This window comes from Corynebacterium jeikeium (assembly GCA_003955985.1).
In the GTDB taxonomy this organism is placed as follows: domain Bacteria; phylum Actinomycetota; class Actinomycetes; order Mycobacteriales; family Mycobacteriaceae; genus Corynebacterium; species Corynebacterium jeikeium_D.
Map to the genome: position 1 here is coordinate 283,765 of CP033784.1, position 12,462 is coordinate 296,226.

The 12,462-nt window shown below is 58.4% G+C and carries 13 protein-coding genes; all 13 read right to left on the reverse strand.

What is annotated here, in order from left to right:
- Positions 1-21: 21 nt before the first annotated feature.
- The gene (locus EGX79_01195; GenBank protein AYX80920.1) at positions 22-312 is read right to left on the reverse strand and encodes an MnhF protein; all 291 of its coding nucleotides are present in this window, start codon (positions 310-312) and stop codon (positions 22-24) included.
- Positions 309-791 carry an MnhE protein gene (locus EGX79_01200; protein ID AYX80921.1) on the reverse strand — a complete coding sequence of 161 codons (483 nt, stop codon included), beginning with the start codon at positions 789-791 and terminating at the stop codon, positions 309-311. The genes EGX79_01195 and EGX79_01200 overlap by 4 nt, the downstream gene beginning before the upstream one ends.
- On the reverse strand, positions 791-2,362 hold the full coding sequence (locus EGX79_01205) for a monovalent cation/H+ antiporter subunit D family protein (protein ID AYX80922.1): 1,572 nt from the start codon (positions 2,360-2,362) through the stop codon (positions 791-793). The genes EGX79_01200 and EGX79_01205 overlap by 1 nt, the downstream gene beginning before the upstream one ends.
- Entirely contained in the window at positions 2,356-2,838 is a 483-nt protein-coding gene (locus tag EGX79_01210) for a cation:proton antiporter (GenBank protein ID AYX80923.1), read from the reverse strand. Before EGX79_01210 ends, EGX79_01205 begins: the two co-directional genes overlap by 7 nt.
- The gene (locus EGX79_01215) at positions 2,835-6,008 is read right to left on the reverse strand and encodes a DUF4040 family protein (protein ID AYX80924.1); all 3,174 of its coding nucleotides are present in this window, start codon (positions 6,006-6,008) and stop codon (positions 2,835-2,837) included. Before EGX79_01215 ends, EGX79_01210 begins: the two co-directional genes overlap by 4 nt.
- A 1,065-nt stretch (positions 6,009-7,073) precedes the next feature.
- Positions 7,074-7,310 carry a hypothetical protein gene (locus EGX79_01220; protein ID AYX80925.1) on the reverse strand — a complete coding sequence of 79 codons (237 nt, stop codon included), beginning with the start codon at positions 7,308-7,310 and terminating at the stop codon, positions 7,074-7,076.
- A 103-nt stretch (positions 7,311-7,413) separates the two neighbouring features.
- The gene (locus EGX79_01225) at positions 7,414-7,599 is read right to left on the reverse strand and encodes a hypothetical protein (protein AYX80926.1); all 186 of its coding nucleotides are present in this window, start codon (positions 7,597-7,599) and stop codon (positions 7,414-7,416) included.
- 10 nt (positions 7,600-7,609) lie between these two features.
- Positions 7,610-8,584: a phage major capsid protein gene (locus EGX79_01230; protein ID AYX80927.1), complete on the reverse strand. Its 975-nt coding sequence runs from the start codon at positions 8,582-8,584 to the stop codon at positions 7,610-7,612.
- Positions 8,585-8,670: 86 nt separating this feature from the next.
- Positions 8,671-9,354 (reverse strand): hypothetical protein, encoded by a 684-nt coding sequence (locus tag EGX79_01235; protein AYX80928.1) that lies wholly within the window; start codon positions 9,352-9,354, stop codon positions 8,671-8,673.
- 9 nt (positions 9,355-9,363) lie between these two features.
- Positions 9,364-9,747 (reverse strand): hypothetical protein, encoded by a 384-nt coding sequence (locus EGX79_01240; protein AYX80929.1) that lies wholly within the window; start codon positions 9,745-9,747, stop codon positions 9,364-9,366.
- A gap of 91 nt (positions 9,748-9,838) precedes the next feature.
- Positions 9,839-11,290, reverse strand: a complete 1,452-nt coding sequence (locus EGX79_01245; GenBank protein ID AYX80930.1) for a hypothetical protein — start codon at positions 11,288-11,290, stop codon at positions 9,839-9,841.
- 1 nt (position 11,291) lies between these two features.
- Entirely contained in the window at positions 11,292-11,801 is a 510-nt protein-coding gene (locus EGX79_01250; GenBank protein ID AYX80931.1) for a hypothetical protein, read from the reverse strand.
- Between the two features lie 286 nt (positions 11,802-12,087).
- Complete coding sequence (locus EGX79_01255; protein AYX80932.1) at positions 12,088-12,393, reverse strand: hypothetical protein; 306 nt, start codon at positions 12,391-12,393, stop codon at positions 12,088-12,090.
- Between the last annotated feature and the right edge of the window lie 69 nt (positions 12,394-12,462).

Genomic DNA, 12,462 nt, shown 5'->3' on the forward strand with positions numbered 1-12,462 from the left:
GCGATTCGTCCTTAATCGGTCTTAGCGGCGGCCACGGGAAATAACTCGGGCCAGGCCCACGGTCGACAAAATGCCAAGCAAGCCCGCCAGCATTGCAATATCGAAAGTAATGGCTGTAGTCCGCAGCATGGCAGTTGTGAGGAACACTCCCACCATGGGGTAGAAGGCGGCGTCGGAAAGCACTGCGCGTGAGACATTGCCCTTGACCCGGAAGATCAGCACCACGCCCACAAGCAGCGCCACTGAACACAGAGCAATGCCAATGCCGCTAATTACCTGTACTGCGGTGGGATCGATCAATGTGTCATTCATGAGCGTGCTCCTTTGTCTTCGCCATTGGAGGCAATGCCATCCGGCAGTGGCAGACCATGGTCGACCTCAGCGGCAACACCGACGACGGCATCCGGGTCAATGAACTGGTCTGCGTTGTATTCCTCGAAGACAAATGCCTTCGGGCGGGGGACATCGCGGAGGCGGGGGACGAGGTGCTCCTCCATGTCGTAGAGGGAGTCGTACAGCGCGTCCAGGTCGGCACCGAAGATCGCGTGGATGATAAACAACCGTCCCGCATCGGTTTCACGGACGCCGCAGACCAGCGTGCCCGGGGTCATGGTGATGGACTCGGCAAAGAGAGTGACCTCAAGGTCAGACTTCACACGCAGCGGCAGTCCAATGAGCACCGGCTGCTGCTTCTGGTTCGGGCGCAGAGTATCGAGCACCACGTCCGTCGCAGCTACAACAACCTGCCAGACCAGCCAGAGGGAATAGCGGATAACGTGTAGAAACTTCATCAGTAAATACCTCCGATGGCGTTTTCAACTCCGCCGAGTGTGGCCTCGCGGTAGCCATCAATATTCAGCAGCGCATCGGCCGCGCCGGTGGTCGCCCAAGTGACGGCGCCGACCGCGACGAACATGGCCACGGAAACAATTGCCAGCATGGCGGACGGCGCAACCAGCGTTCCCGGAACACGAACCGAATCATCCACGCCCTGCATGGGTCGGCCCCAGAAGACCGCGCGCCACAGGCGAATCATGGCCAGCAGCGAGCCCAGTGAGGCAACGATGATTGCGGTGATCGCAACAATCGAGCGAGCATCGCCAGTGGCGGCAGAGGCAAAGACAATGCCCACCTTGCCCCACACGCCGGAAAACGGTGGGAAGCCCACAATGGAGAAGCTCATTGCCGCCATCACCCAGGCAACCGCTTGGTCGCGGCGAGCAAGCCCCGAAAGCCTAGAGAGCGTACCCGTACCGTAGGTCTCTTCCACCGCGCCGGAGCCCAGAATGAGGGCGCCGACAGTCACCATGTGGTGGATTGCGTAGAAAATACCCGCAGCCAGGGCAGCCTTGGCGCTGCCCCCGTCGTTAGCGTCCGTGAACGCCAACACGATCAGAATGAACGGCATACCCGTGACCATCTGGTAGGCCAGCACCTCACGCATGGTGTTCTCCGCGAGACCAGCAAACGCGCCGACCAGCATCGAGATCGCCATGATGATAATGATCGGCCAGTGCCAGGAGGGATTCATGCCCACAATCACGACGTAAATGCGGAAGAGCATGTACACCGCAACCTTCGTGTGCACCGCAGAGAACAGTGCCATCACCGCAGGGCTTGTCGACGGGTACGTCCTCGGCAGCCATGTGTGCGCCGGAACCAAACCAGCCTTCACACACAGCGCAATGATGACAATGCCCAGCGCGACCACACCCGTGCCGCCGGGGCCGCCCTCGCTGGCCATGTCGGCCAGCATTGCGATGTTCACATTGCCCGCCGAGCCGTAAATCAGCGCGACACCAATCAGCAGCACCGTGGAGGTCAAGAGGTTGACCAGCACGAAGTTACGGCCAGCAGCCAGGCGGTGCCAGGTACCGGTTACCGCGATCAGGCCATAGGACGGCAGCAGCATGACCTCCATGAACACGAAGAAGTTGAACAAATCGGCAGTCAGGAAAGCACCCGACATACCGGACAACATCATCAGCGTCAGGGAGGGGAAGAACCGCGAAGTGTTTTCGCCCGCGACGTGGGCGAACCAGTTACCGATGGCAACCACAGCCGCGGCCACACCCAGCATCAGCATGGAGAACGTGTCCGCCAAGAAAGGAATCGAGATACCACCGGGGAACGCGCCCACACCGTGGCCGACCGGGCCGTTGTCAGCGACGTAGAACATCACCCAAAACGCAGCCAGCGACGACAGTGCCGGAACGGCGATGCCCATCGTCGCGCGCATCCACAGCTTCGGCAGGATGGCTGTGACTGCCGACAAAATCAGCGGCAGTGCCGCAAACAGTGGCAGTAGTGAAGACAGAGTTGAAGGAGACATTGCAGAGGTCATTGCAGAGGCTTCTACCATTTCTCGTCACCGCCGAAAGGAGTCTCGCGCGGGAACTTGTTCGGAGCCGAAGAGACCCCTGGGGTACCGGTGACCGTGGAGTCCGAGTCCGCCGGAACATTCTTACCCGCACGACGACCAGCCGTCGACAGCTGCCGCATAGCCTCGCGGTCCTCATGGATACGAGTGTCGTCATCGCGGCCCAAACCAGCCAGTGCCAGCATGAAGGCGGTCACAGCCATGGTGATCACGATGGCCGTCAGCACGAATGCCTGCGGCAACGGGTCAGCCATCTGCTCGGCAGCGCCAGCGCCCGCAGTGGCTTCGTTGCCCAGCAGCGGCTCGCCGCGCCAGGCACCGACGCCCGTGGACAAAATAATCAGGTTGGCGGCATGCGAAATCAGAGTCATACCGATAATGGTGCGTAGCATGCCGCGCTGTAGCACCAGATACGTGCCACCGCCTGCGAGGACGGCAGCCATGATGGCGATAATCACTTCTTGGCCTCCTCAACGGTGGCATGAGCTGGGGCGGGGGCGGAGGTGCTCTCCGTTTCTGAGGCGAACACGCCCATCTCCGGCGGCACCCGCAAGCTCGAGCGGTCTGAGTAGAGATCCTGCAGCACATCGTCCGACCCAGTCACACCAGGACGGTTCGGGCCGCCCAGGAGATTCAGCGCGGTTGCCACAATGCCGATGACGGCCAGGTACACGCCGACGTCGAAAAGCAATGCCGTGGTGAGGTGCTGACCCAGGAACTCGCCGTACAGCGGTGCCAAGAACGACCCCTTGGCGAAACCGATGAAGCCCGTGCCGATAGCCGTGATGACACCCGCAGCGCTGAGCACTGCCGGGATCTTCTCGCCAAAGACCAGCTCGTCGCGGTCCTTGGACAGGTAAATCAGCATGACGGCAGCGGCGCCAATCAGCGCCGCGTTGAAGCCGCCGCCCGGAGCGGTACCGCCGCGGTAGAGAACCACAGCGGACAGGGCGAACAGAAGCGGAGCCAACCAGCGGACCAGCCAACGCATCATGATGGAGTTCAGAGCGGGCTCCGCAAGCGGGGAAGGCTGATCGAGCAGGTGCGGGAAGCGAGGCATAGACGTGACAACCGCCGCCATCGCGACACCCGCCATACCGAGAACCGCCAGCTCACCCATGGTATCGAAAGCACGGAACTCAACCAGGATCACGTTGACAATGTTGGTCTCGCCCGTGACCTTCTCAGTGTTATCGATGTACCACTGCGCGACCTCAGGCATCTGGCGACGGCCAGTGAGGAACCACACCGCGCCGAACGTAGCCAAGCCCACGGCAACTGCCACAACCGCCGCCGAGGCACGGCGGTTCTGCGAGGTCTCAGAGAACGCACGTGGCTGGAAGCGCAGCACCAGCATCATCAGCACGACAGTCAGGATTTCCACCATGAACTGCGTCAATGCCACATCCGGTGCGCCCAGCAGGAGAATCTGCAACGTGACACCAACACCGGTGACGCTGAGCAGCACAGCCGCCTGTAGACGGTTCTTTGCCCGAAGCGTGGCCCACACACCAATCAGGACAACGACCAGCGGAATCATATCGGTCAGGTGGTCGATGTCGTCGATCTTCGGTAGCACCGGAGCACCGCCGACACCCGGAGCGATTGCAATGACCAGGGCGTACACCGCGAGCAGACCAAGCAGCGGCAACAGGTGACGCGACGGCTGATGCGAACGCGCCATCTTCGCCAGCGCGCGACCCACGCGCTGCGAGACGCTCAGCGACGCATTGATTGCCTCCACGCCAGTGAACGGGAAGAGCTTGCGGTCTGCCATGACGGCGCCTACGCGGGCACGAGTGAAGATGAAGCCCACGCCGACAGCCAGCACAACCACAGAGATGATCAGTGGCACATTCACGCCGTGCCACAGGCTCAAGTGCGATTCCTGAGTCGTGCCAGCCGGAAGCTGACCGACCGTATCGGCCACGCGGTCCAGCGGGCGGTTCAAAATAGCGCCGGCAGCGAAGGCGGCTGGAAGGCTAAGCACGCCAGGGATGGCAGCCGGAAGCCACAGCGAAATCGGGGCCTCAGTGATGTGGTCAACGTTGCGCGGACCATCCACGAACGCACCGAACACCAAACGTGCCGAGTACGCGAAAGTACCAATCGCACCAATTGCCGCCACTGTCAGCAGGATGACCACGCCGGTGTTGGTCAAAGGTGCGCCCTCGAATGCGGTCAGCATGCCCTCCTTCGACATGAAGCCGAAAAACGGCGGAATTGCCGCCATCGATGCCGCACCGAAAATCATCGAGCCAAAGCTCCACGGCATCTGCTTCCACAGCGGACCCAAGCGACGAATGTCGCGCGTGCCCGCCTGGTGATCAACCACGCCAGCCATCATGAACAGCGAAGACTTAAACATCGCATGCGCAATGGTGTGCACAACCGCAGCCATAATGGCGAACTTCGTGCCCACACCAATCGTGGCGACAATCCAACCCAACTGCGAGACCGTCGAGTACGCAATCAGCTTCTTCAAGTCAGTCTGCTGCAACGCAAAGTAGGCCGTGGCAACAGCCGTCCACATACCCATGACAATCAGCAGCAACTGCCACACGCGCACGTCCGCGAAGACCGTGGAAAAACGCATCAGCAGGTAAACGCCCGCCTTGACGACGGCCGCTGCGTGCAAGAAAGCCGAGACGGGAGTTGCTGCCGCCATGGCCTCTGGAAGCCAGGCGTGGAAAGGGAACTGAGCTGCCTTCGTGAAAGCACCCAGGGCCACCAGCGCGGCAATGAGACTGCGTGCTGCCGGGTTGGCCTCCCACTCAGGCGAAGCCAAAACCTCGGTGAGGTTCGTGGAACCGGTCAGCCACACAGCACCGCCGAGGGCGGCCAGAAGCAGCAGGCCGCCGGTGAAGGTCAGCAGGAGTGTGCGCAACGAGCCCAACTCGCCCGACGAGCCCGACCTCGCAATGAGCAGGAACGACGCCATCGAGACCAGTTCCCACCCGATGAAGAGGAGCATGATGTCGTCGGCAAGCACGAGGAGCAAAACCGCCAGCATGAACGCCGTCATCAGGACGTAGAAGCTCATCGCGGATTTCTTCGGCGGCAAATACGCGGTGGAGTAGATGAAGACTATCGAGCCCACCAACAGCGCCAAGAAGCTGAACACCATGGAGAGGGGATCGAGCTTCAGCGCAAACGCCGCGTTCAGTTCCGGGGACCAGACGCGGGACCAGGTGAAGGTGGTGCCGTCGAGAATATCGCCCGTTACACGCGAAAGCTGGACCACCGACGCGAGAAAAAACGCGACGATGGGCCAGCCTGCGTGACGACCAAGGAGCTTCACAAACAGCGGGGTCAGCGCCAGGGCAACCGCGACCAACAGCGGGACCGAAAGGAGGGTCAGGCTGTTGGTGGAGGTTTGGACTGTTTGGGCAGATTGGGCTGCTTGAGCTGCTTGAGCTGCGAGCGTTGTTGCGTGCTCTGCGGAGCTGCTTGCTTGGGCGGTAATCGTTGCCGGGGCAGAAAGAACGGAATCTAAAGAATTCAATGTTGCCGATACGCCGCCGGACGCAAACTCAGAAGCCAATGTCTGGTCTGGTGGTGCGGTCGCCGACGGCGGACTGGCTGTAAAGGGGCTGGCTGATGCCAGAGCTGTTGCCAGGTGCGTCACTTGGGGGCTACTTTCACATTGCTGTTAAAAAGGTTCGTACTTCTACAGACTAACAGCCACGAAATTGCTCCACGCGGGGTGAAAGGGGCATTTGGGGGAGCGGGGAAAGGCTCTGTGAATCCAGTAGTAAAAATACATAGGAACGAGTGATGGACGGCGCGTCGATCCTAGTTACTGACTGCGTTTATGTCAGATGGTGTTGGGGGCGATGAGAGTTACTGACTGCGTTTATGTCAAAAATGGCCCGAAAAATGGCTTGAAAGTGTCATAAACTCAGACAGTTTCACATTTGCAGCCCCTGAGTTTTCGGGTTGACAGTTTTGCCACGTAACCCCGTAACCCCGGGCTGTGGTGCTGCCGCGGTTGGGGTCTGACTAGTCGCTATCTTGAGAGTCAGACACGCTCTTTGGCTATCAACCCTGAACGGCGGCGAAAAGTAGGCCCAGAAGCCAATGACAAACCCCTCCCTCACTTGGATAACTCCAGGTGAGAGAGGGTTTCTACTTGGTCGGGGTAGCGGGATTTGAACCCACGGCCTCTTCGTCCCGAACTATGCTAACTGGGTAAACGATGAGTGCCGATGGTGTTGGCAGTGATTAACAATGCTGGTCAAAAGCGTTTAGTAGATTGGCAATGTTGGCCAGAGTCACTGCAATAGTGAAATTATAGTGAAATATCGCAGTCGGACTCACTAGGAAGATGCTGAGGTGTAACACTCTTCGACGCGCATCAATCCGTATACTCGATTAATCTAAAGATGCCCTAGGAAACGCTCTTGCTAGCAGAGCTCAAAAAGGGCAAAGACCTCACTGACTACCAGCGACGCTTACCCCCCCCCTCCCCGCGTCACGGCAGTGAGGTTTTACTTTTACCCAAAGAAAGCTCACGGCAATGTTGATCGCGACACCCGATGACATGTCCAGCCTCATCCACAGGAAGCTGAAATCGCTTAAACATGCGAGACGCTGCAAAAGCCCTGTTCGCAAATCAATTCTAAGCGGTTAAAGGGCAAGAGCACATACCCAAACACCCTCCAACCGCTCACAGAGCCTCCTGCAACACCCCCTAAACCCGCATAAACGGATTACGGCAACTCAACAGCTTCCGCTCCAAATCAGCCTTCGTTCGATGCAGCCCAGCCAACTCCCGAGCAGCTGGATTCACCACAGGCTGCTTACGGGAACCAACCACCAAAGGCGACTCCCGAACAGCCTCAGACAAAACACCAATCGTCTCCGACAACTGGTCAATCTGCTGCACCAAAGCAGCCTCATACTCAGACTTCGCATTCATGTCCGCCATGTAAAAAACCTTCCCTCGAAAATCCCTGACCCAGGCGCACCCGGAGCGTCATTGCCTTCCGGGCGACAGAAGCCTTGGGGGAGGGGGTGCTCCCCTGGGTCTGTTAGTGCTGGTTGTTGTGCGTTTCGTGGCCGATGCGGTCGCGGCGTTCGGTCATCTGCATGCGGAGTCGCATGGCGTCGAGGATGAGTCGGTGGTCGGTGGTGGGGGCGGTTCGCAGGTCGGTGATGATGTCGTTCATTTCACTGATCTGTCGGCACCATTCGTGGTAGTTGGAAAGTGGGTGCATGGTGTACTCCTTACTTGGTTGTGATGACGGCGATGCGCTTGGGGTTGAGGACTGTCCATCCGATGCGGAGCTTGATGCGCAGCAGGGTGGAGTCGTATCGGAAGAGGGTGCTGGTGTCGGCGTCGAGGGTGGTGGCAGTCGCGGCGGTGAGGACGTTGGACTTGTCGCCGATGATGATCTTGCCCTTGTCTAGGTAGCGGCTTCCGATGAAGGGGATTCCGGCGACGTTTCGGCGTCGGATATCGTCTTGCGAGGTTGTCTGGATCAGTGGCTGATTGGAGTCTGCTGCAGTCTTGAGCTTTGCGAGTGCTGCCCAATCGAGTGGATTGCCGATGACGAACATTTCGTCTGCCTTGCCACCTTCAGCTTCGACCTGTCCAACTGCGTCGATGAACTGGTCGAGTGAGTCTCCGAGCGTGCCTGCGTTGGTGATGCCCTTCATGACTCCAATGCCTTGAAGCACATCATCATTGTTGGTCACGAATGCTTTGTCAGCTGCTTGGATGATGCCGGACTGGAGAGACCGATACATCGTTTCTTCGGTGATGCGACGCTGGCCTTGGGTTGGTGCCAGCAGCTCATTGGATAACTGGTGGAGCGCTGCGAGCTTCTTGGTCTTGAGCTGGACTTCTGCCAGCGATGCTTCTTCAAGTGGGATCTCGGAGCCTTCGGCGACGAATCCGACTGGTGGCGTGCCGTCGAGGTGTGGGACGCGGACGGTCTCACGGTCGGTGGCTGGCAGGGTAATCATGGTGCCGACCTGGTTAATCAGGGCGGTGTCGAGCAGTTCCTGCGGCTGGTAGGAGACGGTGTCTGGGGCGAAGGAGATGGGGGTGTCGGCGGAGACAAGCGGGGATGCCAGGATTGCCGGGGCAGGGGTGCCTTCGGTTGGGGTGTTGTTCGGGGTGGACATAGAAAGATACTCCTCAGGTGAGAATGGAAAACTGTGTTTCTGTAATGCGCCTGGTTCGGCCAGGTTGTGCATTCTCCACCTGGGAGTATCGGGGTGCTATGCACCCACCTGGGGTGCCATAGACTTTATGTGTTGATTATATCACGTAGTTGTGATAATTACCGATTCTTGTCGAATACGGTCATGACGCGGCTGGACGGGGTGGAGGGGGAACCGTCGTATGGCATTTCGCCGGAGAAGCGTGGCTCGGATGGGATGCTCTCGCGATATGCCTTGATTGCTTCGTTGATGGTTTCCCAGTCTGGGTTGCGGTCGAATCCGATCTCGGCGAGGAAGTGGATATTCGCAACGGCCTGCGCAGCGTCGGACGGACGGAAGCCTCGGTTCCTCAGTGCGTTTACGATGTCGCTGCGATCCCACTCCAGCCAATCACTGATGAGGTCAAGGGCGATACCCTGAACCTTGTTGGCAGTCTTCTCGATGTCTTCGAGAGGTCCTTGCCCTGGGAACATCTCGCGTGGTGCGGTGGGGAATCCGATGCGGTCGAGGTGGCGGACAATGAGTTCTTCGCGGCGCTCTTGGTGGATGCGTTCGACCTCGGCTTCCAGCTCCTCGATGCGGGCTTCAGCTTCGCGCTGCTTTTGGCGTCGGGTTGCTGCTTCGCTGTTGGCGGACTTGAGGCGCTTTTCCAGCTCTGCGATATGGGAGTCCTGGTCGGTGGAGGTGTCCTCGGCTTCCTGGGCTGCCGGGGTGTCCTGCTGTGGGGTGGGGGTGTCAGCCTCCTGGATTGGGGTGTTGGTCTCCTGGTTGGTGTCCTGTGGTTCCTGGTGGTCTTCAGTCATTGTGTCTCCTTACTTAGTGTTGTGGTTGTCGAGCAGAATTCCTGCCCACAGATTGCGTCGATGATCGCGTGGAAGCTTCCCGGCTGTCGCAGTGCATTGCGTGAAAACTTCGCAGCGGCGGCAGATTGAGCGGGCTTGGTGGTGGCGGGCTTCGCGCTGCTCCTTCGTTTCGCCGTGGATGTCGGCGTCGAACAGTGGTGAGTGTCCTGCGCATGCGGCTCCTTTCAGTGATTCGTCTCGGATGGGGATGAGGGTTGCCGGGAGGCGCCTAACCTTCGGGAACGGTGGTGTCTTCACTCGTCGGCCTCCAGTAGGTCGGCAATGGTGTTTCCGAGCTGGATCATCTGGTCTTCTGTGAGTAGGACAGCGGCTCCAGGCATTCCGAGGAACCACATGCCCGTTTCGTCTTCGTCGGGCTTAAGGAGGACACTGATCTTCTTCCGCTTGTTGAGGGAACGGCATCGGACGTAGTGACGCTTCACGGCTACTTGGCTCCTTGCGCTAGTAGGTAGTAGTTGCCCTTGAAGTCTTGGACGATGAGACCGTCTTCTTCGAGATGCTTCAAGGCGGGATCGAGGTTGTTCTCGGGGTCGAGCTTTGTGGGGATTGAGCCAGTGAGCGCTCGCTTGGAGAGTCCTACTTCTGGGCTAAGAGAAGAGAGAATGGCCGAGTACACGTCAGGATTGACCGACCTCTTAACACGCATGTCCCTACTGTCCCTACTAGGGTTCAGGGCGCTTTTTACAAGATGTTCTCGCTGGTCAGGTGTGGTTTTTGTAGTAGGGACACCATGATTTCCACTATTTGTAGTGGGGACACTGCATTTATGCAGGTCAGAGACAGTAGGGACAGCGGGGACACCCCTATACGCATTGGGAGACACAGTGTCCCGGCTAGGCAGTGACCACAGTGCGGTTCGAGGCTTAGTCTGCGTGTAATCAGAGACACCACCGAGACGCTTAAAAGCACGCTGGACAGTCTTAGCAACCTTGAAGCCAGCCTTGGCCGCTTCCTCTAAGACAAGCTGGCGAGGCACCCCGTTCTTGCCTTCGAGGAAGTCTTCGAGCCAGACCTCACAATCGGTGCGATCCATCTTGTCAACGTCGGAATCTTCAGGTGCGAGAAGGTCGCTGATGCTTCGATTAGAGACACCGTCGAAAACAGCCTTGCCGACGGGAACGGTTTCGCCTTCGATGAGGACGTCAGCGGGCTCGATATGCGCGTCGAGAGTGACGGCATGCGGAGCTAGATTGTGCTTCGTCGTAGAAACAAGCAATTTGCCATCTTCGTCCTTGGCAACTGCGATAACAGAGCGTGCCACTTGGCTCCAGGCGATCGAGCCGGTAATCAGCTTTCCTGTGTCTGCGGACTCTCGCTTACCGAAATGAACTAATCCAAGGAAGACGCACCCTAGTTCGTCGGCAATCCGGTTCATTGGGTCGAGCATGCGGCGGACGGACTCATCGCGGTTGCCGTCGATGCTGGAGGCCATTGCCGACTTCGCGGCGTCGAGGACAATCATGCCGATGTCGTTGTCTTCGATTACTTGGCGAAGGTGGGGAAAGTGAGCGGGGAGGACGAGGCCGGATTCGATGGGGTCTTCGCCGTCGTACTGGAGTTCGATATCAAGGAAGTAGATGCGCTCAAGGTCTGCGTCGGCAGCTCGGAGGCGGGGAACAATCGTTGCTTCGCGGCTGTCCTCGGTGTGCAAATAGATGACGTTTAGAGGTTCCTTATTATCAAGGTTGCCAAGGGTGGCGGCTGCAACCCACGCGCATGCAATCGTTGATTTACCGACACCTTCACGACCTCCGAGAAGAGTAAGTCCATTCCACGGGATCATGTTTTCAACGAGCCACTGGGTGCGCTTCGACTTCACTGTCGAGGCCTGGACAAGATTAAAGACAGTCTTCGGTGTACAATCTGGGGCGGTCATTTTAGGCCACCTTCTTCAGGCGGCGGTGTGGGTGCTCGATACGCACAAACAGGTCAATCTCTGGTTGATAAATCTCTTGGAGTGAAGTCTGAATGGTCGCCAGCGGCGCGGTCTTCGTTTCCTTGGCAAGACGGGTGAAGATTGCGCAAGTCTCGGCACGGAACCTGTCTTCACGAAGGCGCTTAGCCAGCGGAAATGCCATGTCTCCAGTGGACTGATCAGTAGCGATATCCAGGAGTGCAAGCTGAACTCCACGGCCAAATTCCCCATTCAAGGAACCGTTGGCGACAGACCGATCCTGAAGGGCTATGCCGAGTGCTACGCGACCATCGATAGTGTCCAGGCCGGGAATCGCCAGCATGGTTTTATAGACGATTCGGAAAGGTTCTGTGGTGAAGTCTTCCGCTTCGACGCTTTCCAGCGCCTGCCGGCGAAGGCCGGGGGCAAGATCAAGAACCGCAGAGAGGAACTGTGTGCCTCGGTAGCTGGACTTCTGTGAGAATGAACTCACCAATCCTCCTAAAAAGTTTGGAGTCTGCATCTGATTTGAAGGGGGATTGCGGAAGCTCAATCCCTGCTCCCGGTCGGAGAATCGAACTCCGTCAGTGAACCGTTCCGGGATGCCGTGATGTTTCGTCACGGACTTTCGTCACACCCGGGTTTTAGGCCGCTACTTGGGTAGGGCGGTGGTGTGGAAAATCGCTGCAATCTAGGCGGCCGAGAAGGTCTGTCATGTCGAAGACGAGTACTTCGTCGGCCTGCTCGAGAAGCTGGTCGCAGATGATTACAGGCATTGGTTACGACTCCTTGCTTGAGAGGTCGTGGATGACTGCGAGCAGGAGAAGGGTGCGGTCTCGCTCCAGCTCCTTCTCTGCGGCGTCGATGGCGTAGCAGGCCGAGCACTCGTAGTACTCAGGGCGGTTGGCTGGGTTGCCGACATGGGCGATGTGCTGCTTGCGGATGAAGTGGCCGCACTTGGTTGTGAGCCCTTCTTCGGTCTCGAGCTGTGGGAGGTGAGCAGCCCGGCGACGTGGCCTTTTCGATTTAACATCCGCCCTTCGCTCGGAATTGTGTTCGATATTCGTGTTAGAATGGTTCTGCACTGTTGAACTCCTTTCTCTGGTGCTTTGGGTTTAGATCAGCGTCTTACTGCTTTGGTGGTAAGGCGCTTT

What these genes read in the sequence shown, in the direction of transcription:
- EGX79_01225 (AYX80926.1), bottom strand. Translation starts at nt 7,599, where the DNA reads ATGCACCCACTTTCCAACTACCACGAATGGTGCCGACAGATCAGTGAA.
- EGX79_01200 (AYX80921.1), bottom strand. Translation starts at nt 791, where the DNA reads ATGAAGTTTCTACACGTTATCCGCTATTCCCTCTGGCTGGTCTGGCAG.
- EGX79_01245 (AYX80930.1), bottom strand. Translation starts at nt 11,290, where the DNA reads ATGACCGCCCCAGATTGTACACCGAAGACTGTCTTTAATCTTGTCCAG.
- EGX79_01220 (AYX80925.1), bottom strand. Translation starts at nt 7,310, where the DNA reads ATGGCGGACATGAATGCGAAGTCTGAGTATGAGGCTGCTTTGGTGCAG.
- EGX79_01205 (AYX80922.1), bottom strand. Translation starts at nt 2,362, where the DNA reads ATGGTAGAAGCCTCTGCAATGACCTCTGCAATGTCTCCTTCAACTCTG.
- EGX79_01230 (AYX80927.1), bottom strand. Translation starts at nt 8,584, where the DNA reads ATGCACAACCTGGCCGAACCAGGCGCATTACAGAAACACAGTTTTCCA.
- EGX79_01235 (AYX80928.1), bottom strand. Translation starts at nt 9,354, where the DNA reads ATGACTGAAGACCACCAGGAACCACAGGACACCAACCAGGAGACCAAC.
- EGX79_01195 (AYX80920.1), bottom strand. Translation starts at nt 312, where the DNA reads ATGAATGACACATTGATCGATCCCACCGCAGTACAGGTAATTAGCGGC.